We start from the raw sequence: 23,808 nt of genomic DNA, 5'->3' as shown, positions 1-23,808 counted from the left end.
AACCAGTGTGAATCCCTTTATGATGCCATCATAGAAGCTTTTAAGATATTGTCCTAACTCTCCCTTTCTTTGCTATAGCGCTTCGCGCTAGGGAATAGGGAATATAGGGAATATAGCGCTTCGTGCTATATTACATGGGCTAAAAATTCTACAATTCCCCTATCATCAAATTCATCGGCAAGGGCAAGGATGCGATCGCAGAACACGCCATATTTACTATCCTTACCCCGCAGTCGTTCCACTTCTTCCTCAACACCAGTAATGTCACTCTCTTGAGCCAACTCTTTTAAGTCGGTTAATTGTTCCCTAGGAGGATAAATGAGTTCAGAAGTGGCTACTTCTGATGGAGTCATCGAAGTTTCATAAATCCACTCTAATTCGAGTAACTTCTGAATCCGACCCAATAGTTGCTTCATGTCCACAGGCTTGGGCACAAAATCATTACAACCGGCAATGATGCTGCGCTCTTTATCATTTTCAAGTAGGCTGGCTGAAGAGGCAATGATCGTTACCTGTGAGTCTTGTTGGCGAATGCGACGAGCCAGTTCAAAGCCATCGAGCTTGGGCATGATCAAATCCGTGATGATTAAATCTGGCTGAAACTTCTGATACTCTTCAATACCTTCCTCCCCATCTTCAGCTTCCGCTACCACCAAGCCCACAATTTCCAGCAGTTCACGGACAACCATACGATTGATACTTTTATCGTCCACAATTAGAACCTTGCGCTGCTGGCCGTCATAACCCACAATCTTGCCCTTGACGGCAACACTGAGTTCTTCTTGCCAATCTTGAACTAGAGGAAGGTTGACCGAGAACCAGAAACAGCTCCCTTTATCCAACTCGCTACTCACTTGAATTTCACCTTTCATCATCTCGACAATTTGGCGGCTGATCGCTAGACCTAAACCTGTCCCTTCTGATTTTTGCTGGTGACCTCCCACTTGCTCAAAGGGCAAGAAGATTTTCTCTATATGCTCAGGAGTCATACCGATACCGGTATCTTTTACGGTGAAGCGTATGGGCATAACCGTTGTATCTAACTCTGGACTAATTTGCGGTAAATCCATGGGTTCAATTGTCAATGTCACCTTACCCTGATGGGTGAATTTGATTGAGTTACTCAGTAGATTTAAGAGAACTTGGCGTAATCGTTTGGGGTCTATATAAACACCTTCCGGTAACTGGGAAGGGATAATCAGTTGAAACTCTAATTTTTTCTGGTCTGCTTTAATGCAGATAACTTCTGCAACACCCTGTAAAAATGACGAAAAATTAACAGCTTCAGGGAGTAGTTCTAGCTTGCGAGCTTCAATTTTGGCTAAGTCCAAGACATCGTTAATCAGGGTTAACAAATGAGTTCCTGCTTGACGAATCACCTCAACACCTTTGCGATCCTTCTGACTCAGTTCATTACTCATCTGTAGGATCTGGGCATAGCCCAAGATACCATTAAGCGGAGTGCGCAGTTCATGACTCATGTTTGCCAAAAATTCGCTTTTGGCTTGGTTGGCACTGTCAGACATCCGTTTGGCTTCTGCAAGAGCTTCTTCGACTTGCTTGCGCTCGCTAATATCGGTAATAAAGCCTTCGACAAAGGTGATTCTCCCTTCTTCTGTATACACGCCAGTTCCTTGTTCCCAAAACCATTTGAGTTCTCCGGTTGCCGTCATGCAGCGATAGACGAGTTGGAAGGGTTTGTGCTGCTCTATTGCTGCTTTCATTATACTTTCGACGAGTGGGCGATCGCTCGGATAAATGAGGTCACTATAGGCGATCGTGCGGTTGTCAATTAGGTCTTCGGAGGAATAACCCGTGAGGTCGTAGCACCCCTGACTGACAAATTTCATCGTCCAACGTTCATCCTGGAGGGAACGGTATGCCATTCCGGGTAAATTACTCATCAATGTTGCTAGAACCCGTTGATTTTCTTGCAGGTCTTGAGTCCGTTCTTCCACTCCCTGTTCTAAGGTGCTAAAGGATTCTTTTAACTGCCCTGCCATTTGGTTAAATGTCGATGCCAGTCGTCCAACTTCATTTTTGGTCATTACGGGTGCAGTTTGGTTTAAATCTCCTGCGGCTAGGGATTCTGCGGCTTGACAGATTGCTAAAATCGGGCGGACGATCTCTCGAGAGAGCAAATAGACTCCCACTAACAAGACTCCGGTAGAACACAAGCCAATCAGAACGATATTGCGTGCCAGTTTTCTGGCTGGAGCAAAGGCTTCGGCTTGAGAAATTTCTGCCAGCAAGGCTAATTCTTGGTTAGGAAGCCAACGATAAACTCCGACTACAGGAATGTCTGCATAATTCTTGTAGAGTCCAAAGCCATTTTGACCCTCGATCGCGCTATCAATGCCCACGCTACTGATTTGGGCTTGGGATTCTAGATTTTCCTTGCCCTCTATGGAGATAAAGATCGATCCTTGTGTGCTATTCCCGACGAGATAAGTTTCTGCGGTTTCGCCCAATCCTGTATTATTGCGAATCAGAGTATCGATATCTGCTAGGTCTAGATCGACGGCGATCGCACCCATTTGGATATTTTCATCATCAACAATGGGCGTGGCAAACGTAATCGCCGATTTACCTGTCATCGGAGAAATGTAGAAGTAAGGAGCGATCGCATCAGCCGTATCGGATGTAAAAAAGGTGGTTGGTGCAGCATTGGGTCGATATCTGCCTTTGATTTCTGGATGTTGGGCATCAAAGATAACAGTGCTGCCAGTATCTGTGATGCGGATATTGTGTAAGTTCGACTTGATACTTGTCCAGTCATCAATATAGCGTCTGAGTGCTTGCTCGGTTTCTTGATAAGTGGCTTCTGATTCGTCAGTCATGAGCAAAGTTGCCACTGCTTCTTGAACGGGAGCTTGTTGACTCACTAAAAGAATATCTTGGATCTGATGGTCTACCCACCCATCAAGTTGGGTACTTTTTAAGGCGATAGTGGCGGTTAGGCGATCGACCACTTCTTTCATCAGAGCGCACCTAGCTTGATAGTAAGCAGAAAAAGCCACAACACCAATAATGATCGCCGATAACAGAGAAAAATAGCTGGTTAATTGAACTAAAAGACTTTTTCTAATGGGAAACGTCACGATGTTTTCTCCCGATCTTAATAGTGGTCGATAATATCCTGAATTTGAGCTATCGCATCATCTGCGGCCTCTTCTGGAGAGACCCCTTCTTGAATGACTCTCTCTAAAGCTGTCGTGAATATCTTGTTCTTGCTAATTTTTGCGTAGGCTGGATTTAGAGTACCGGGATAAGGTTGAATGTTACTAGAAGAGAGTTTTTTTACAGCAGAAAAGTGAGGATCATTCTCGTTTTCCCAAAACGAGATATTCCAAAGTTCTGGCATGGGAGGTATAAATCGCCCTTTCTCCTGTTCGATCAAGAGTTGCAGATTTTCGGGTTGTAGTAAATAAGCCAGAAATTGTTTAGCAGCTTCTGAGCGTTCAGCATTGGCAGGAATAATACTATAAATACTAAAAGATTGCCCGACAAAAATCTTAAAAGGGCTACCATTGGCCGTATTTGGCCAATTGGAGACGGTAACGATTTCGTTCATGTAGCGATTTCTTACTTTCTGGGTGTAGGGATTATTGGGCTGTTTCTGGGTGACAGGAATGGAGAGAGACGCATTGGTCACTAACAAACATTGGCGATCGAGAAAGTGAAAATTGTTGTCTGAATTCGTCCATTCCATCGATTCTGGAGGAATGTATCCTTCTCGATATAAAGTTGATAACTGGGAGAGGGCGTTAATCAATCCCTGACGATTCTCTGGGCGATCGAGTACCAAATTTCCCTCACGATCAAAGATCTTACCATTATGACCATAAAGAAATTGTAAAAATGCCTCCGTACCATCACTCGAATCTTTATTGAGAGTGATACAAAAACTGGTGATATCGTTCTCTCCTAACTCGTGGAGTCGATCGCGAACATCCTGCCAAAATTGCCAAAAACCCTGCCAATCTTGGGGAATATCTTGGTCTGTAAGTCCAAGGCGATCCAGATATGGTTTCCAATAGTGGATATTGTAAGTTGTTATTCCCATAGGAATAGCATAAAAGCTGCGCTCATCTATTGTACTATTTAAGTAATGAACCGCATCTAAAGCACCCGGATAAAATGAATCTCGGATGGGTTCGACCACATCAGAAACGTCAGCTAACTTTCCTTCCCAAGCTAACCGAGAAACGATCTCAGACAGATTGGCAATGGTCACAATATCTGGAGCATTGCCTTCTTCCATATTACTACGCAATGCTGGTGCAAAAGCTCTTTCCAGTTTTTCGTCGAGAGCTTCTGATTTTAATTGGAAAGTGGTTTTAATTCCAGAACTTTGTTCCCACTCCCGGACTAGCCCAGCAATCTCTTCATTTCCTTCACTGACAAAGGATTGCTGCCACCAAATCACCAGTGAATCGTCTTCACTAGGTAGGGAATCGTCCTCAGTCTCTACGATAGTAGGATCGTGTTTAGACTCAACTTGGGAGATAGAGCAACTCACCAGCACTATTGCTATTCCAGAAAGAAAGCATAACAGAAAAATAGATCGGACTTTCATAAGAGATGCAGCGCTTTGCGCTCTGATGGGGAGTAAACAACAGAATTAATGGAGCTTTTGGCTGTTCTAGCTATCGTTAAAAACAGTCATTTCTGTACCTCATAGTAGAGAAAAGTGCTGTATCTCTTAGATAAAAAGACTTAGAATGACACGAAATTATGAATGATGGACTACAGTCGAGATGAATTCCAAGATTCCTGTATCGTCGAACTCATGAGTAAAGGCAAGGATACGATCGCAGAACACACCATATTTCTCATCTAAATTTCCCAATCGTTCTACTTCTTCCTCTACTCCCCCAATATCTCCGACTTTCGCCAACTCTTTTAAGAGGGTTAGTTCTTCCCGTGGGGGATAAATAAGTTCGGAAGATTTAGCTTCTGAGGTATCAGTTGGAATTTCATAAATCCACTCTAAGGCAAGCAATTGCTGAATTCGACCTAACAATTGCTCCATATCCACAGGTTTGGGAACAAAATCATTACAACCTGCCACAATACTGCGGTTTTGATCGTTTTCCAGCACGCTGGCTGAAGAAGCAATAATGATGACCTGTGCATCTTTCTCCCGAATTTGACGAGCTAGTTCAAAGCCATCGAGTTTTGGCATGACTAAATCAGTGACAATTAAATCGGGTTGGCCTTGTTCATACTCTTCAATGCCTTGCTCTCCATCTTCAGCTCCAGTCACCAAAAACCCTAATGGTTCGAGGACTTCGCCCACCACCATACGATTAACGATTTTATCGTCCACAATGAGAATCTTTTGCCGCTCCCCCTTATAGCCCACAATCTTGCCCTTAGCTCCCACAGTGAGTTCTTCTTTCCAGTCTTGCATAACGGGAAGGTTAACCTCAAACCAGAAACGGCTACCCTTACCCAGCTCGCTACTCACTTGAATTTCACCCCCCATCATCTCCACAATTTGACGGCTGATCGCCAGACCTAAGCCTGTTCCTTCTGCTTTTTGCTGTTGATTGCCGACTTGCTCAAAGGGTAAGAAGATGTTCTTGGCTTGCTCAGGGGTCATACCCACACCCGTATCTTGTACGGTGAAGCGTATGGGCACAATGGTTGCATCCAGCTCTAGACTCGGTTGGGGTAAACCCATTTGTTCAACGATCAGCGTTACTTCACCTTGGTGAGTAAATTTGGTGGAGTTGCCCAATAGATTTAAGAGTACTTGACGTAATCGTTTGGGATCAATATAGACCCCTTCCGGTAACTGAGGAGGGGTAATGGCTTGAAACTCTAGACCTTTCTCGTCAGCTTTGATGCGAATGACTTCAGCAACACCTTGCAAAAATGATGGGAAATGAACCGATTTGGGTATCAGATCAAGTTTGCGAGCTTCAATTTTGGCTAAGTCCAAGATATCGTTAATCAAGTTTAAAAGGTGAGTACCGGCTTGACGAATGATATCAACACCTTTGAGATCCTTCTGACTCAGTTCATGACTGCGCTGCAAGATCTGGGCATAACCAAGGATGCCGTTGAGGGGAGTTCGCAGTTCATGACTCATGTTAGCCAGAAATTCACTTTTGGCTTGGTTCGCGATATCAGCCTGTTCTTTAGCCATGGCTAATTCAGCAGTTCGCTCTGCCACCCTCTGCTCTAGATTGGTAAAGGTCTCTTGCAAGCGTGTAGCCATACGCTCGAAGGATAGAGAGAGAATATCAAGTTCATTGGCTCCACGAAAGCCTGACTCAGGCAAAAGGGTATTGGTGTTGGCAGGTTGCTCATCCATGGTGGCATCAAGATGCAAGAGGGTGTTGCATTTTTCAAGGATGGGCTGCAAGCGCTGGTTGAGTCGCTGTACAAAGAGGGCTACGACCAAGCCGACGACCAACCCTGCACCGGTGACTCCTCCAACGGCGATCGCCAGAACCGGTAAGATCACAACCTGTCGGGGAACCAGAGCTACCATCAACCAGTTTGTGCTAGGTATGCGCTCATAGGCGACTAAAAATCCATTGGCTTGGAGTAAACCGGCTGTATCTTCTTGCATGGGTTCCCAGAGTTGTTTAACAATGGGTAATGCTTGATAGTTAGTTAAGGATTTCGCTTTCGCTGGATCGGGTGGATAGGCGAGTAGATTGCCCTCTTCACTGAGAATCATAAAATAACCACTGTTGCGTAAGGCGGTCGTATCGATTTTTTTACTCAATGCTGTAACATTAATGTCCGATCCTGCTATACCCAACAGGATATCATCTGGGTCATAAAACGGAATTAAAAAACTGGCCATGGTTATACCGTGCCAATTGTAGGGTTCAGACCAAATTTTCTGTTTTTTTTGAGTCGGAATCTGATAATAAAACTGTTCCCAATACAGATCTTCCGTCAGATCTCTATACCGAAAATTCTCAGGGAGCGATTGAAAGTGTTCGCCAACTTGGTGACTGTTGCCTTGGGTGACAAAGATAAATGGATAAAACCATTGACTCTCTTTGACAATTGCTAAGGGAGCTTGCCCAAAACCGGTTGCCATCAACAGCGGAGGACGATGTTGTAGAAATTGTGAGACAAGTGTCTTATACGCATCGCTATCCTGAGTTTCTGTCTCTACACTATGGCGAACGGCGAGTGCTAATCCCTGGGTAAATTCTTCTGCTTGTAGAAGGTCAGCCTCAATGGAGAGTATCTTGGCATTGAGATTTTTTTGTAACTCGGTTTTGACCTGTTGCTGGAGAACTCGATAAAACAAACTGCTAACAGTACCAAAACCAGCCAAGATACCTACTAAAAGGTAAGCAAATAAGCGAAATCCTAAGGAGTTATAGGAAGTAATATTGGGAGCATTAGATGAATCGGACATAATGAATAAACTCGGCTTGGAAGGGTTGATCACACTCTACACAACAGTTAAAACTCAGCCTTGTTTAGGGATTGATTTGAGCTGACGAGAGAAATTCTAAAATTCCGGTGTCATCAAATTCATTGGTGAAGGCCAGGATGCGATCGCAGAACACCTCATATTTCTCATCCAAACCGTGCAGTCGCTCCACTTCTTCTTCTACACCACCAATGTCTCCGACTTTGGCGAACTCTTTTAAGGCAGTTAACTCTTCTCCAGGGGGATAAATGAGTTCGGACACTGTCGTCTCGGAGGTGGCGATCGCCCTTTCGTAAATCCAGTCTAATTCCAGTAACTTCTGAATTCGACTCAAAAATTGCTCTATCTGCACCGGTTTGGGCACAAAATCATTACAACCCGACACGATACTGCGGTCTTGATCGGGTTCGAGCACACTGGCTGACGAAGCAATAATCCTTACATCTGAGTCTTCTTCTCGAATTCGACGAGCCAGTTCAAAGCCATCGAGTTTTGGCATTACCAAATCAGTGATAATTAAATCCGGTTGGAATTGCTGATATTGCTCAATGCCTTGCTGGCCATTTTCTGCTTCCGCCACCAGAAATCCTAACGGCTCCAGCACTTCTCTAACCACCATACGATTAACGAATTTATCATCCACAATCAGAACCTTGCACCGCTGGCCGTCATAGCCAATAATCTTACTCTCAGCTCCAACAGTGAGTTCTTCTTCCCAGTCTTGCACAAGGGGAAGGTTAAACTCAAACCAGAAACGGCTACCTTTACCCAACTCGCTACTGACTTGAATGTTTCCCCCCATCATTTCCACAATTTGACGACTAATGGCCAAACCCAACCCGGTTCCTTCCGCTTTTTGGTTCTGTTCCCCCACTTGCTCAAAAGGCAAGAAGATGTTCTCGACTTGCTCTGGGGTCATACCTACACCCGTGTCTAGTACACTAAAGCGTATGGACACAACGGTTGCATCTAACTCTAGACTCGGTTGAGGTGAACCTATTACCTCAACGGTTAACATTACCTCACCTTGGTGAGTGAACTTGATGGAGTTACCTAACAGATTTAAGAGAACTTGGCGTAACCGTTTGGGGTCAACATAAACCCCTTCTGGTAACTGGGGAGGGGTAAGGGTTTGAAACTCTAAACCTTTCTCTTGAGCTTTAATCCCAATTACTTCGGCTACTCCAGTAATAAATGAGGGGAAGTTCACCGTCTGAGGGATTAATTCTAATTTGCGGGCTTCGATTTTGGCTAAGTCCAAGACATCGTTAATCAAGGTCAACAGGTGAGTACCCGCTTGGTAAATGACCTCAACTCCTTTGCGATCTTCTTGACTCATTGCATTGCTGCGCTGCAAAATTTGGGCATAGCCAAGGATGCCGTTTAGGGGGGTGCGTAGCTCATGACTCATGTTGGCGAGGAATTCACTTTTGGCTTGGTTCGCTAGATCTGCGGCTTCCCTTGCCCGTTGGACTTCTGCCTCGATCGCTTTCCGTTCTGTAATATCTGTAGCCACGCCGAGTAGATAGGGCGGTTGATTCTCAGCTAGAATCAAGGGCTTTTTGATGGAGTGAAAGCATCGTTTTTCGCCATTAGGCTGAGTGACTAATTCTTCAATCACTTGGAGTTCGCCATGGGTTAAGATCCAACGATCCGTTTTTTGAAACTGTTCTACTTCCTCCGCAGTGGGTACGCCAAATTCTGCATCCGTTTTACCCACCAGATCTTCAACGGTGGTCTGATAGATTTCAGCCAGGGCTTGATTGCCCAAAATAAAACGCCCTTCGGTATCTTTGACAAAGATGATATTGGGCGTAGTATCGATAACTTTGCGTAGGAAGGTTTTTTGCTCTTCAAGTTGGGCCGATCGCTTGGCAACTTCTTGTTCTAACGTGAGGGAATAGGCTCGAAGTTGACGTACTTTATAGCGATTTAAGATTGTGTAATTCAAAATGATCAATAAGCCACCTGTACCGAGCCAAATCACTAGAATCTGGAGACTCATGGCGTGTCGGAGTTCAACGATCTTGGCTAAAAAATAGTCCCGTTGAGTCAGCACATGAATCTGCCAGCCCAAATTGGGAATGGGGATGCTAGAGGTGGGAATAAAGTCGGGATAGTGAGTTTGGTGGAAGGCATTGAGTTCTGCACCAGATACTTCCAAAATGGTTTGAATTCCAGGATTTTTGGCCTTGGCTGCTGCCAGGAGCTTGTGGCGATCGGGGTGAACAAAAACGTTACCGGAGGATGTGGTGAGGTAAACCATGTCTTCCGGTTGGGTATTGAGTCTGGCAATTTGCTCTTGCAAGAGGGGGAGAGTAATATCCACTGAGGTGATCCCTGCGACTTCAGGCGAATTGGGTTGAGTAAAGCTTTGGCCGAGAGTGATATAAATGAGATCTGTATCAAAATACGGCTCGGTAAATTGGGGCTGTCCCAGATTTTTTTTGGCTAACAGATACCAATGTTGAGTATGGAAATCGTAGTCGGGGGTTTCCCATTCATCGGTGAGAATCAAGCGATCGCGCTGCTTTAGATCTCGATGTATATAGGGGCCAAAATAACGCACACCTGGCTCAAACTCCTCTGGTTCAAACCAGAGTCCAATGCCATAAATTAGTTGGGGATCGGTAGATTCGAGAAGAGCATGAAGACGCTCTGCTACCTGAGTGCGATCGCCTCGTAGGGGCCCGACTAGACTGATTACTGTATTGACGATTTGGTGGGATATCGCCACCTGTTGGTTCATCTGACTGACAAATTGCTCGGCGATCGCCTCCCGTTGGTCTTGGGCTTGACGGTGGAGTTCCGGAACCCGCAGGCGATAAAACAACACCAAAACACTGGTCAGCAAGAGAGGGGGAACAAGGCAAGCTAGATTCAGCAACCAGGGGATAATATTTGAGGTCCGCATTTTACCAGGAAAATTGGGTTTGGAGCAACGCCCTTCCAGGGTGGCTTTTATGTTACAATTATAAATTTAGAAAGAAAGATCAACCACTGATTACTGATGCGATCCTATTCTTTCCACGGATGATAAACATCAATAGACTTCTTGCAGAAGGTGAGGGAATAGGGAATAGAGAATAGGGGTAAGAATGCAGGATTACTCCATTGCCATTTATTTTCTGCACAATTATGCAAGAGGTCTAATCATTGCGCCCAGGCTAAAGTCTATTCAATTCTTAATTATTTAATTGTTCATTATTGCAGTATTGATTGAAAAGATTGCCTTTTTCTCCTTCAATCAACAGAGTGTCCGGTATGGTGGGATTAGCGACGACTAGGGCAGCATGAATAGACCGATTGAGGTTTTCTGGTTGCGATTCCTGTTGCCCCATAACCCATTACCTATGACCCAATAAACAAATAGGGGCAAGTGTTTCCACTTACCCCTACGAGCGAGAAGTTTAAAACGAACCGTTACACATTCTTCTCACTTAAATCACGAGCGATGTGATCAAAGGGTTGATCCACAAAACTGGTATCAGCCACACCAGCTTCTGCCACTTGTGCTTTGACAATCTCCTTCATAATTTGAATGCCGCGAACCGTGGGGCCGATGGGAACCTCTAGAGAGTTATAGACTTCTCGCAGTCCTTGTAGGACCCGCTCGTCTAGAACATCGGTATTCCCAGAAACCAGAGCATAACTGGCATAGCGGAGATAATAATCCATATCTCGCAGACAAGCCGCATAGCGGCGAGTCGTATAAGCATTTCCACTAGGACGGATTAATTCAGGTAGTTCCTCAAATAATTGGGAACCTGCTTGCTTGACAATACTGGCCGCATTACCCGTAATCACATTAGCCGCCTGAATCCGAGCCAGACCACTGTCAAAATAGGATTTGATTTGGTCTAGGGCATTGCGGTCTAGATACTGACCTGTAATATCGTAATTTGAAATTAAGCTTGTGACTGCATCCCGCATTTGTATTTACTCTCCCAACACAGCGTATTCGTTATTAAAGGGGATTAATGCATGATATCCATTTTGGAGTTTACTATAAAACGCATCCCCATTTCAGCCTCAAGTTTAGAGGACATCCTCTCAGAGCGATCGCCACAGTCATCAGAATTGTTAAGACATTGCTAAAAAAACCGCCATACTGGATCAAATATTTTAGTAATGAGCTATACAAAACTGACTGACACCTATTCCCTAGGATGGATGAGCTAGAAAACTGGGACAGCGATCGCCAAGGCAAAGGATTGATGCAACCAACGTCTGGCCAGTCACTGTTCCAGACCTAACTGGTTGTCACTTTTCCTCTTCAGGTCGCGGAAAACGAAGGTCTCAACGCTAAGGAACCTCACGCTCTGAACCTCAAGACTGACTCAATACCAACTCATAAGGAGTAATCCATGTTCCAAACCTCAGCAGAATTCTTGAAATACGTTCAAGATGAAAAGATCCAGATGATCGACCTGAAATTTATCGATATGCCTGGAATCTGGCAGCATTTAACCCTGTATCAAGATCAAATCGACGAAAGCAGTTTCACCGATGGCGTACCCTTCGATGGTTCTAGTATTCGGGGTTGGAAAGCCATTAATGAATCTGATATGAGCATGGTTCTCGATCCAACTACCGCTTGGATTGACCCATTTATGGCTGAACCGACGTTAAGCGTCATCTGTAGTATTAAAGAACCTCGGACGGGGGAATGGTATAGCCGAGATCCCCGTTCCATTGCCCAAAAAGCGATCGACTACCTGCAAGCTACCGGTCTTGGCGATACGGCCTATTTTGGCCCGGAAGCAGAATTCTTTGTCTTTGACGATGTTCGCTTCGACCAAACCCAAAGTGCTGGGTATTACTATGTCGATTCCATTGAAGGCCGCTGGAACTCCGGACGCGAAGAACCCGGTGGTAACTTGGCCTACAAACCCCGCTACAAGGAAGGCTATTTCCCCGTCGCTCCCACCGATACTATGCAGGATATGCGGACGGAGATGTTGCTGACCATGATGAAATGTGGAGTACCGATTGAAAAACATCACCACGAAGTAGCCACAGGGGGACAAAATGAACTCGGTTTCCGCTTTGGGAAACTGATTGAAGCGGCTGACAATTTGATGACCTATAAATATGTGATCAAAAATGTCGGTAAACGCTACGGTAAAACCGTGACCTTTATGCCCAAACCAGTCTTTAATGATAACGGTTCTGGGATGCATACCCACCAGTCCATTTGGAAAGATGGCCAGCCTCTATTCTGGGGAGATGGCTACGCGAATCTGAGTGAAATGGCTCTCCATTATATTGGTGGCATCCTCAAGCACGCTCCTGCCTTATTGGCATTTACCAATCCTTCGACCAATTCCTATAAGCGTCTGGTTCCTGGATTTGAAGCTCCAGTAAACTTGGCCTATTCTCAAGGAAACCGTTCGGCTTCTATCCGCATTCCCTTAACCGGAACCAATCCAAAAGCCAAACGCTTAGAGTTCCGCTGTCCCGATGCCACTTGTAATCCTTATTTGGCTTTTGCTGCCATGCTTTGTGCTGGGATTGATGGTATTCAAAACAAAATTGATCCTGGTGAATCTTTAGATGTGGATATCTACGATCTCTCCCCTGAAGAATTGGCCAAGGTTCCTTCAACTCCCGGTTCTTTACTCGATGCACTCAAAGCTCTAGAAGCCGATCATGAGTTCTTAACGACTGGCGGGGTATTTACGGAAGACTTCGTGACCAATTGGATTGAGTATAAGCTCGATAATGAGGTCAATCCCATGCGCTTGCGTCCTCATCCCTATGAATTTGCCCTGTACTACGATGTCTAGAAGAGGCTATGATTTTTCCTCTGATAGTTTTTTAGTCCATTAAGAGTGACTTCCCGTGAGATAGCCACCTACAATAGGTGGCTATTTTAGTGAAAAGACTTACACTAATTTAAGTAAACTAAGTTTCTCATACCAAATATTGATGGTGAATCCTTTAGCTGAACTGGCCTATCAAGGGTGGCAACAAACGAAGAATGCATTAAGCTTGGCTCATAAGAGTCTGGCCTATCAATTATCTACTGTATTGATCGATCGCCAGAAGAGTTCTATACCGGCGATCAATCCACAAGTATTAAGCATTGTTCAACAGCGCTTGGACGCTCTATTAAAAGTCGATTGGGAAGAAGCAAACTCAGGAGTTTATCCCCTAGAGCTGTTGTTTGAGGAAGATTGGCCACACTTATTGTCCACTTATCCGATGATTTGGCTCGATTTACCTCTCACTTGGCAACGGAAAAATCGTCAAGAATATCAGGTATTCCCGTCAGAGGTCGATCGCTCGACTTATCCTCGGTATTATCTACAAAATTTCCATTATCAGACTGATGGCTATTTGAGCGATCGCTCCGCCGAATTGTACGATCTGCAAGTCGATATTCTCTTCAATGGAGCCGCAGATGCCATGCGGCGCAGGGTTTTAGCTCCCCTGAAGCAGTCGATCTCAGAGACTCCCTCTGGCTCCAAACCGGCTAAACTTCTCGATGTTGCCTGCGGTACGGGCAGAACCCTGAGATTCATTCGCCAAACCTGTCCTCAAGCCTCTTTGTATGGTATCGATCTGTCTCCTTATTATCTCCGCAAAGCCAACCAATTACTCTCCAAAATGCCCGGAGAACTCCCGCAACTGTTGCAAGCAAATGGAGAAGAACTTCCCTATGTAGATAATTATTTCCACGGAATTACTAGCGTCTTTTTATTCCACGAATTGCCCCCCAAAGCGCGCCAAAAAGTGATTAATGAATGCTTCCGAGTCCTCAAACCTGGCGGAACCTTCATTATTTGTGACTCCATCCAGAAAGAAGATAGTCCTGCTATTACTCCGGTATTAAATTGGTTTTCCCAGAACTTTCATGAACCCTACTATCCAAGCTATCTGAGCGATGATTTAAGCGATCGCCTGCAAAAAATCGGGTTTGAACAGATTGAAACTAATACTCATTATCTGAGCAAATATTGGGTAGCGCACAAACCCATAGAAGATAAAAAATCTATAGCCACATCAATGAATAGCTAATCCATCATGCTAGACTATATTACTGAAGCTATTTAATGCTAGCTTTGAAGGGTGCATTATGTTTAAATCTATCATTCAATTTCAAGATTTCATTAGAACACGCAACTATTTAATTGCCTTACTCTGATACGGGTAATCGAGAAGAGCTTCTCTTGGTTCAAGAAGGCTTATTGCTGAAGGTGAAAAGTGTTGTTGAGGAAGTAGGAACTAAGTTTGCGATTAGTGTGTAATTTAATTGAGCTAAGTTTAGGATAAGCGATCGCTAGAAGAGATAAATATGAGCGGAGTATGGGACAACAACAGGAGAATTACAAGGAGGATCAGGATGATTGGTCAACATTATTAACATTATTTTTGGGTGGATAGCCTATTGCTATCCACCCAAGAAGCCTATATTGGATTTGGAGTGGGCTTTACTACCTTCTGCTGAATCCGACCTCAGGTTAATTAATTATTACAGAGGCCAGAAATTGGGTTCCTTAGAAGTCGATCAGAGTAAGGGTTCGCGGCTGCGATCGCCCATAAATCCCAAGGCGATCGCACTCATGCAGGCACTAATGACTAAATAAATGACAGGAGCATAGATATTACCACTGACATTAATTAGCCAGGTACAAACCAACAGGGATGTTCCCCCCATAATACTCGCTCCTAGATTGAAAGACAGAGAATAGGCAGTCAGGCGAGTCTCCGTCGGAAAAATTTCCACCATCATCACGGGAGAAATTGCCAACAAGGGAACCAGGAAAATTGCCAATCCGATTTGAGCCAACCAGACTTCGTAATTATTCGGTTGCAACAACAGCCAAAATGCAGGAAAACCGAACAGTGCCACACTCAAAATTGCCAGCAATAACCAGGATTTACGCCGTAAAGTCGTATCGGATAGCCAACCGAACAGGGGAAGAATCAGGATCTGGATGGTGAGGGCAACCACATGAATGACTAAAACCCCACTGCGGGAAACATCGGTGAATTGATCCAAATAGGTCGGAATATAGACCATAATGATGTAGTAAGTAGAACTATATCCCCCGGCAAAAAACATGGCCTGAAGCATGGGAACCAGGGATTGCTTCAGATCGCTCAGTAGAGGAACTTGTCTACCTTCCTGGTGTTCTTCAAACACTTCTGAATCGGGGAGATTACTGCGAATGTAGAGTCCAGTCAATCCCAATATACCGCCAAATAAGAACGGTAAACGCCAGCCCCAAGTCAGTAGGTTGCTGTCAGAGAGCAGATGGGTAATCAACGCCACAATACCTAAACCTAAGAGTAAACCTGTTGTAGATCCCACATTGACAAAGCTAGTGGTGAACCCGCGCCGAGTTTGGGGAGCAGTTTCAGCCACATAGGTTACCGATCCAGTGAATTCGCCGCCCACGGATAATCCCTGAACTAATCTGAGCAGAATTAAAAAAATGGGTGCTGCAATCCCGATCTGGTTATATGTGGGTAATAAGCCCAATATGAAGGTGGGGATTGCCATTAAGATCACGGAAATAAATAGTTCAGTCCGACGACTAACGCGATCGCCAATATAACCGAAAATTCCTGCCCCAAGAGGTCGCATGACGAATCCTGCGGCAAAGACTCCATAGGTTTGTAGCAGAGAGACAATCTGATTATCGTTGGGGAAAAACAGTAGGGAGATGATGGGGGCTAAATAGCCATAAAGGGCAAAGTCATACCATTCGATCACATTACCGACAACACCAGCAAGAATAATGGTTTTGATGCTTTTTTCGCTGTCACTCGTCTGGTGAGCGGGCTGATCCTGGACGGCTTCAAGTTTAGATAGTGGTGTCACTCGGCTGTTTGGTTAACTGCTGTTCATAATACTTTAGCTTAATCTTTAAAAACCGTTATTGATATACCGCATAGCACAGGAAACTGCTGTACCTAATGGGCGATCGTGACCGACGGGTGACCTTTCAAGTTTCATGTGCTCTGTTTTACCGTTGGTCTTCCAGGAGATTTCAGTATTTATCCCAAGATCTTTCAGAGATCAGTTAATATCAATCTAAAACTAACCTTCAGACCCAATTTTCCCGATGAATAGAGTGGCAGTCTTTGGCAATGCTGGTGGTGGTAAATCAACCCTCAGTAAACAGTTGGCACAAATTACTGGGTTACCTCTCATATCGCTCGATCGCCTCAAGTATAGACCTGGAGGTAGTGAAGTACCCCATGCAGAGTTTAAATCCGCCCACAATCGCCTCTTGGAAGACGATCAATGGATCATTGATGGATTTGGTTCTCTGGATACGGTGTGGGAACGGCTGGAGCACGCAGATACGTTGGTTTATCTGGATATGCCAGTTTTACTTCATTATTGGTGGGTCACGAAGCGATTGATTAAAGGTCTTTGGACATCCCCCGAAGGTTGGCCGGAGAATAGCCCACTGTTCAAAGGGACACTGAACGCTTATTCGGTAATTGGGTTATGCCACCAAAAACTGACCCCCAAATACCGAGAGTATGTTGATAGGGCGATCGCGACAAAGCAAGTTTATCATTTGCGATCGCCCCAAGAGGTGAAGCAGTTCTGGCAAACGGTTAATGCGGAATTGAAAAAAGCTTAAAAACTATGGACTATTCAATTTGTACCGATCGAGCAAAGCTTGATATCAAGGTGATTCATTATGATTCTTAGGCAATAGAAAATATCAGATAGCAAGGGAAGGGAGAGTTAAGACATTTCTGTTCCCTAAAACCACAATTGAGCTGTCCTAGCTTCAGGCATTCCTTGCTATAACTATCCTTTGCACAGCTATAGGTTATGGAGAGTCTTGGCTTTTTTGTAGAATTTCTGGTGATGACCACGCAAGGGTCGATAGGATCGCTTTCGCGACGTTATTGAGATCTTGAGGGTTATTGTCAAGCAGGGAGGTTATCGAGTTTGGTGTGGACTGAGGGGCTGCTGTGGGTTGGGGGGAATGGGATGACTGATGGATGGCGGTGTGGGCGATCGCTGCACTCAGGGCATGATGTACAATATAATCGGTTACGCTTAATCCAGTTAAGGTGGCGGCTTCTTCTAGGAGTTGATAATGTTGGGATTCGAGTTGGAGGGTGATAGTAGATTCCCGGATCGAGTTGGAGTCAGACATAGGGCAGTGATTGGATTCTGTATCAACAGTCTACCTTAAATCTATACAGAGATTGAATGTTGACTCCGCATTATTTGCCAGAAATAACAAAAAATCACACGACCTAAAACCATTGGTTGCCCCTTCGTAAACCCCTAGGACTAGACTGCTCAACTCAAGCGGTTCCGGACTGGTGTGGTTCATTTGGTTCAAAGAATCCAAACTGAAATAGCTACACCAGTCCGAGAACCGTACCGTCACGAGCAGGCTAGTGATGCATGGATGGACTGAGCGCAAGAGCGGCGATGCACCGCCCAGATTGCAAGGCTGTTTGCCAATGGTTGGGTCGTGTAATTTTAGGTTATGTAGTTTATTGACATAAACGGGCATGATGCATCCGTAATGCCAAGATATGTTCGCAAGGGCCTTTATACAGCTTATTTTGCTGATACCAATTGCAAGTACATTCTGCTTTAATTATACGCTCATCGCGATCGATTGTCAAATTGGGCGCGTAAGTTTTTCCGTTATCACGAACGGTTCCTTGGAGAATTAATGCGCCACCAGACTCTGTTACACTGCTAACTTGGACTTGATTCTCACTTAAGAAATGAGTCGCTTTTTCTTCCCGCTCATTGGCAAATCGTAAGCGTTCCATCGGTAAGGGTTCGCGGCTCAATTCTCGCAGGCGATAGACTTGTTTATTCAGGTCATAAATGGCGCATCCAGCTTGGGTATAGGCTCCAAGCGCTCCTAATACAGCCGTTTGACTTAATCCTAGCCGTTTAGCAAGACTCTCTGGCGTTTCTGCCCAGGTTTCTCGCAACGCATCAAAGATGATTTTTTGTGTCCATTCATCGACATCAGCACGGGGAGCCATCAGGTCAAAGTTTCCGGAACTTGACCAGTCATTGGCTGTCCATCCGGATAAGCCTAATGTAAAGGACATATCGCCTAAATCGGCGACATAAAAGGAGGGCATTCCTGTACCTAAAAGATGGACAGTGAATTTTTGCGCAATGGGGATTAAGCGCTCTAAAATATGGATGCGACGGCGACCCCAGACTCGGATTTCTTGGCTATTATTGCCAGTATAGAGCGATCGCCAACAAACGACTTCCATATTCCAAGGATCGAACACCACTTTGATGGGTTGTCCCGGTTCCAGGATATAGCGCAAACTGCGCGGCCCCTTTTTCTCCTTGTTGCGGCGGAGAATCAGACAGATATTGTGGATATCCATGGGGTGTAAATCAAAGGTGGTTGCCGGGAGTGACATGGCAGAACTCACCTGTAAAAAGCCCCTTACCCAACTGTCGGGTAAATCGATTTTGACTTCTTTGAATGTTTCTTCGTGGGTGGTTTGCACTTCAAAGCCAGACGGATCGACTTGAAATTGGGTGGTTTTGTAGCTTCTTATTTTTTGGAATTCATCATAAAGGGCAGCAGAATAGTCGATATTCGTAGTCCCACAGGCGAATTCGTTGATGTTTTTAAATACGTCGTAGCTTGCCCCCAGTCTGCCATAACTGGATTCATCTTGGCTGAAGCATTCAAAAAAGATTTCATCCGGGTGAACGGTAATTACTGGATCGAAGACAAAATAGAAATCCAGTTGTTTTTTCCACACATAGCGACGAAATTGTTCTCTGGCTTTATAATAGGGTCGCCAGCGTTCATAATTGATGGAATTAAGTGCAGTTAATTCGTCACGAATGGTCGCGATCTGGGCAGCGACTTCTTCTTTCTGTACGGCCACAGATTGCCATTCTAAGTCTTCTTGTTGTTTAGCCCATTCTTTATATTCTTCGTTGTCTTTGGGTTGGTAGCGCAAATCGGAGACGACGACATCATGAAGAGCGCTAATGGCTTCTCGAAACGCGACACTTTTTCGCAATTCCCCGACAAAATAAGTGGGCGGACGTTTGGTGTCGGGAGAAAAGGACATTTGGGTGTTATTTCCCTGGTTATTAACGGCTGTACTGCCATGGTATGAATAGGCAAATTCCATAAGTTTGACCTCAAATTAAATTAAAATAAGGATTAACGTCGGATTTCGGTAACGGGTTTCACTTCAAGAGGAAGGGGAATATTGGGATAGCGTTGGTGCAAGCGTAACATTAAGTGTAAACAATGGGATTTATCGGCGATCGCCATGGTCGCTGACTGCCGAGTTAGCACTTCGGCAATTATCTGTGCTGCCGCTTCACTTTTGAGAGCTTCCTGTTCTAAGAAGTGAAAGACCCTCTGTTTCGCCACCCGTCCCCGATTCACTTGGGATAAAACTGTGATTAAATAGGGCTTTAACTGCTCTAACTGCTCTGGGTTATTGGTGGCATAATTCTGTAAATATTGACTGGCGAATACTTGCATATCCGTACTGGGATGTTCGCTAAACTGGAGTAAATAATCTTGCCCATAAGGTTCTTGGAACGTACGGGTGACGAGCTGACGGCCAAATTCGCGCACGTCTTGGCGAATACTGTCGCAGATGAGAAGCATGACTTCTGGAGTCCAGTCAGTATCGGTGAAATGGCGTTGAAAAAGCTCTTGGGCAAATTGGCGCGAGTCTTCCCATTTGGCTTCTAACATGCGGACTGCGGCTAATTTTTCCGCGTCGGAGGCTTTGATGCGGTCTATGTTCTGCTCTATCATTGTCCAAGAGGCTTGCCTGATGCTCAACACTTCATGGCTGGCACACCGGACAATTTCAGCTATTGACCACTGTTTCGCCCAACGATAGACATTTGCACCGAGAATAATACCACTGAGTTGCTGGGCAAAGCCAAACTTAGACTTAAGCAGTCGCAAGGTTAACTCTTGGGAAATTTGGTCTTTCCATCCGGGAAGATGAAGATGGAGCAGGGAAAATAGGTCTTTGTGAAGCCCTTCGTGGGATTCTGGAGTGAGGAGAAACTGGATTAATTCTGTGGCTAGGGGTAGAGCAAATTCAGGATGACCGTTAGCGAGGCGGTCAATAATCGGCTGAATGGATTGCCGAAGATCGGGAACAGCACTGACAGCCATGGCTATAATAGCATCTCGGTAGTCTTCTCGCAGTTGGCGATCGCCCAATTGACCAAAGATTTCTACGCCAATACTGCGGATAGCTTCTTGAGGAGAGGCTATCAAGGATTCAATGATACTGACAGGAAGCTCCGTTGCTGGAGTTTGATGGTTTTGTAGTAATCTTGCGCCTAGGGTTTGCACTTCCAGAACTGGATGCGCGAGTAAGTCCAGAATGACTTGTAAACTGAGGGTTTGTAGAGGAATAGCAAAGAGTTGAAGGAGAGTATCGGATATGGCTGCTACTGATTCTCCGGTGGTGAAGCTAATCAGTTCAGAGATGATATAGCCAATGATAATCTTAGTTCTATTTTCGGGGATGGGGTGCGATCGCAACAACTGACGCGCAAATTCTTGAATCTCCAGATGGGTACTGAGCAGCAACTGACACAAGAATTCAGCCGAACCCACAAATAGATCCGGGTTTGCGTCTATCCACTCCTGCGCTTGCGTGCGAGCGGGCGTAAAGCTACAGTTTAAAAGAGCAATGACTAAATCAAAATTGGGATTTTCGGGCGTATAACGTTTCTTGGCTAAGTTAAAGGCAAATTGTGCAGTTTCGTCATAAGATTGACTCAATAAACCCACTAAATCTTGCACTGCCATCTGCTGGCAAAAGTTGGGATTATCTGTTAAGGCTTTGACAGCAAACTGATGTACCCGATGACATTGACTCTTCAATAGTAATTCTAATAAGGCATCCGGGCGTTGATTCCAGACTTCAGGAAATGCTTCTTCCCTAGTTTCCGGGGGAGGAACTCCTGGTTTATAATCATCTTTACATTTCCAAGCTTTATATCCATACTGCCAATGATAGCAAGGACTATTGCTGTAGAGAATATGATTAAAAGATAAATAACCTGCATATTGATCCCAATAGCTTTTGATAGCAATATATTGCCCACCTGAAGTCCATCGATAAGAACTTTTTTCTCGAACGGGTTGAGCATCGGCATCCGAGTAGGCTAAGAGAACTCCCACTGCTAGATCGATATACTTTAAATCTCCTTGCTCCCCTAATTTAGCGAGGCTGCGCCATACCCGTCGTCGCAGATAGTCGCGGGTATCTTGACTATAGGCTAGGGAGGTGTCAGGACGTTGTTGTTCATTCCTCAAGTTATCTGCTACAAGTTCGTAGCGTCTCGTTTCTTGGTTATATCGGTGTTCATAGCAGTTTAGGTAGCGTCCATCAGGCAATCTCACATAATAGACTTTGCTGTTATATAAGGCTTTTCCAGTTTCAAATCGCCAGGCTAAACTGCCAAAAAATTCGGCATCTTGGCGATATTCTGCCATTTTGAACAGGTGGCGCAGGGGTTTGAAGCTTGGAGGCGCGAGGGGTGCGGTGCAGATAAAGTTGTGTAAGGCTGGACGAGTGATGTCGAGATGGGTTTGGTAGAGGATTTGTAGAACTTGAAAGGGTTGATAGTCTTTAGTGTCGAGATAGGTGGCAAGAGTTTCGATTACTGTGTCGGAGTTTCCGGTGGCGATCGCCTCTTGTAGAATAGTCGGTAGGCGATCGTGCGCCATCTGCTGCAACTCGTCTCTTGTCGTCCCATCTCCCAATTTCCACATCGCCTCAAAGGCAATTCGCTTGACAAATTCTGGAGTTGATGCATTAGTTTCCAACTGCTTTAATACCGGCAGAGCTTCCGAATTTCCTAATTGTCCCAAAGCATGGGCAATACAATAATCTCGCAAGGGTTCGCCTGTGCCTAAAAGCTTGAGAAGATGGGGCGTTGCGGCACTCAGGTGTAATTCTCCGGCACGCCAAATGATGCGATCGAGCGGCCAATTTTCTGATGGAGTCCCCTGGAGATAGGATAAGATGCGATCGTCTCTCGTCATCTCCTTATCTGTTGCAGCAGATTGAGGCATTGCAGAGGGTTCAGCCGTAGCGGTAATATCCTGATATCCCTTCTTCGTTTTCTCCTGCACCAACTTATCAAAGAGTTTCTCAGCTTGTGGCAAAGATACCGGGTTAGGCGTTTTCGTCCCTTCCTTTAGGTTAGCTCCCCGACGACCATAGCGGAAATTGACGATATACCCATTATCGCCTGCTGAAAGTAATTCCACCTCATAGATCTTATCCGAGCGGTTGTCTTGGTAATGGAGTGTTGTCTGTTTAATCCGTTTCATAGCCGTGAGGAGAAAAGATTGTTGGCCATTTTAGTCAACTTTTCCGGCTCCGTCCACACCTTCAGATAACGGATGTGTCAACTTTGGGGGTATAGAATAATCTCTCCTGGAGAGACAAGTTGCTCTGAGCCAATTGTTTTATCAGGGATTGATTAGTCGCAAGATTAAAGAGAAATGGTATTACTAATGTAAAACGGCAATGTTTTGCAACAAGCGATTGCTCCTACTTGAGTCGCGATTTAGGAAAATTATTCGTGGTTATACACCTCAAAAGACCGATCCAACCAAACAATATGGAAAATTGCTTTATCCCTATAGCCGATCATTGGTTTTTTACCACTAAAACGGAAAGCTATGATATTTACATCTTCGGTAATGTGTTGGGGAATAGCAACGCGAAAGCTATGGCGATCGATTTTTTCATACCCAACCCCATGACGGGGGGCATTGCGAAGATCCTTCCAACGGCACTGACTGAGTTTGTACAAAGTAGATACCAGAGCTGCTTTCTCATCTTTATTGCAGCTATCTAAGCCGTGGGTTTTATCGAGATATTGAAAAGAAAAAAGGGGAAATTTTACATCGTAATTTGGGATATTTGCCGATTGTTTCCGTTTAATTTTCGCCATCGCTACTTGACTAACTGAGTCTCAAAATATGTCTTCATCAAGTCATGGGATATTTCTTCTGTAATTGGAGTTTTATTCCACGGCAGTTCTTGATGAGTGAGATGCCTGAGAGCGGGGGCGGTATATTGTCCGTAAACTTCGTAAATTTCATTGAGCAAATCCTGAGTTTTTTTATCGTATTGCTCTGGATTGAAATCTTCAGGCTGTGGAATGAATAGGGATTTATATTGTTTGTAGTGGTGATAAATTTCCGGCACAACGGGACCGTATTGCCAAGCTTCTATTTTTTCAGGAAATAGAGGTTTTTCAAACATTGCCAGATAGAAACCTTGGGCATAGTAGAGCAATTTCTGGAGTTTGAGATTAGTAATAAAATCTTCTTGCTCTGGAGAAGCAAGCGTGATGAAGTATTTTGCTATGTCGAATGCACTGTACATGGTTGAAA

15 protein-coding genes are annotated in these 23,808 nt (G+C 44.8%); 3 read left to right on the top strand and 12 right to left on the bottom strand.

Annotated elements, in window-relative coordinates:
• Positions 1-125: 125 nt before the first annotated feature.
• From J7529_RS03955 to apcB, 6 genes are all read right to left on the bottom strand, one after another.
• Positions 126-3,101 carry an ATP-binding protein gene (locus J7529_RS03955; protein WP_318727919.1) on the bottom strand — a complete coding sequence of 992 codons (2,976 nt, stop codon included), beginning with the start codon at positions 3,099-3,101 and terminating at the stop codon, positions 126-128.
• 17 nt (positions 3,102-3,118) lie between these two features.
• The gene (locus tag J7529_RS03950; protein WP_318727918.1) at positions 3,119-4,579 is read right to left on the bottom strand and encodes an ABC transporter substrate-binding protein; all 1,461 of its coding nucleotides are present in this window, start codon (positions 4,577-4,579) and stop codon (positions 3,119-3,121) included.
• 156 nt (positions 4,580-4,735) lie between these two features.
• Positions 4,736-7,396 carry a hybrid sensor histidine kinase/response regulator gene (locus J7529_RS03945; protein WP_318727917.1) on the bottom strand — a complete coding sequence of 887 codons (2,661 nt, stop codon included), beginning with the start codon at positions 7,394-7,396 and terminating at the stop codon, positions 4,736-4,738.
• A gap of 64 nt (positions 7,397-7,460) precedes the next feature.
• Positions 7,461-10,328: an ATP-binding protein gene (locus tag J7529_RS03940; protein ID WP_318727916.1), complete on the bottom strand. Its 2,868-nt coding sequence runs from the start codon at positions 10,326-10,328 to the stop codon at positions 7,461-7,463.
• A 271-nt stretch (positions 10,329-10,599) separates the two neighbouring features.
• Positions 10,600-10,755 (bottom strand): hypothetical protein, encoded by a 156-nt coding sequence (locus J7529_RS03935; protein WP_318727915.1) that lies wholly within the window; start codon positions 10,753-10,755, stop codon positions 10,600-10,602.
• Between the two features lie 82 nt (positions 10,756-10,837).
• Positions 10,838-11,347: an allophycocyanin subunit beta gene (gene apcB / locus J7529_RS03930; protein ID WP_271944124.1), complete on the bottom strand. Its 510-nt coding sequence runs from the start codon at positions 11,345-11,347 to the stop codon at positions 10,838-10,840.
• Between the two features lie 434 nt (positions 11,348-11,781).
• Here apcB and glnA point away from each other — a divergent pair, with 434 nt between their 5' ends.
• Both glnA and J7529_RS03920 read left to right on the top strand, forming a co-directional pair.
• A complete protein-coding gene (gene glnA / locus J7529_RS03925) occupies positions 11,782-13,203 on the top strand; it encodes a type I glutamate--ammonia ligase (RefSeq protein ID WP_318727914.1) in 1,422 nt (473 codons plus the stop codon).
• A 142-nt stretch (positions 13,204-13,345) separates the two neighbouring features.
• The gene (locus tag J7529_RS03920) at positions 13,346-14,437 is read left to right on the top strand and encodes a class I SAM-dependent methyltransferase (RefSeq protein WP_318727913.1); all 1,092 of its coding nucleotides are present in this window, start codon (positions 13,346-13,348) and stop codon (positions 14,435-14,437) included.
• A gap of 490 nt (positions 14,438-14,927) precedes the next feature.
• Here the strand turns inward: J7529_RS03920 and J7529_RS03915 are convergent, their stop codons facing one another.
• Positions 14,928-16,247 (bottom strand): MFS transporter, encoded by a 1,320-nt coding sequence (locus tag J7529_RS03915; RefSeq protein ID WP_271944117.1) that lies wholly within the window; start codon positions 16,245-16,247, stop codon positions 14,928-14,930.
• Positions 16,248-16,491: 244 nt separating this feature from the next.
• On the opposite strand from J7529_RS03915, the gene J7529_RS03910 reads away from it, so the two are divergent.
• Positions 16,492-17,022 (top strand): isopentenyl transferase family protein, encoded by a 531-nt coding sequence (locus tag J7529_RS03910; protein ID WP_318727912.1) that lies wholly within the window; start codon positions 16,492-16,494, stop codon positions 17,020-17,022.
• Between the two features lie 195 nt (positions 17,023-17,217).
• Here J7529_RS03910 and J7529_RS03905 read toward each other — a convergent pair whose 3' ends face one another.
• The 5 genes from J7529_RS03905 to J7529_RS03885 form a co-directional block, all read right to left on the bottom strand.
• Positions 17,218-17,550, bottom strand: a complete 333-nt coding sequence (locus J7529_RS03905) for a DUF1778 domain-containing protein (protein ID WP_318727911.1) — start codon at positions 17,548-17,550, stop codon at positions 17,218-17,220.
• 349 nt (positions 17,551-17,899) lie between these two features.
• Positions 17,900-19,540, bottom strand: coding sequence for an SWIM zinc finger family protein (locus tag J7529_RS03900; RefSeq protein WP_318727910.1), 1,641 nt, complete (start codon positions 19,538-19,540; stop codon positions 17,900-17,902).
• Between the two features lie 32 nt (positions 19,541-19,572).
• Complete coding sequence (locus J7529_RS03895; protein ID WP_318727909.1) at positions 19,573-22,734, bottom strand: WGR domain-containing protein; 3,162 nt, start codon at positions 22,732-22,734, stop codon at positions 19,573-19,575.
• 248 nt (positions 22,735-22,982) lie between these two features.
• The gene (locus J7529_RS03890; RefSeq protein WP_318727908.1) at positions 22,983-23,363 is read right to left on the bottom strand and encodes a hypothetical protein; all 381 of its coding nucleotides are present in this window, start codon (positions 23,361-23,363) and stop codon (positions 22,983-22,985) included.
• 2 nt (positions 23,364-23,365) lie between these two features.
• Entirely contained in the window at positions 23,366-23,800 is a 435-nt protein-coding gene (locus tag J7529_RS03885) for a Panacea domain-containing protein (protein WP_318727907.1), read from the bottom strand.
• Positions 23,801-23,808: the final 8 nt, after the last annotated feature.

Origin of the sequence: Roseofilum sp. Guam (genome assembly GCF_017746735.1) — a bacterium.
Taxonomy (GTDB): Bacteria; Cyanobacteriota; Cyanobacteriia; order Cyanobacteriales; family Desertifilaceae; genus Roseofilum; species Roseofilum reptotaenium.
The sequence above is the reverse complement of the archived record's forward strand: the minus strand, read 5'-3'. Positions and strand labels throughout refer to the sequence as shown.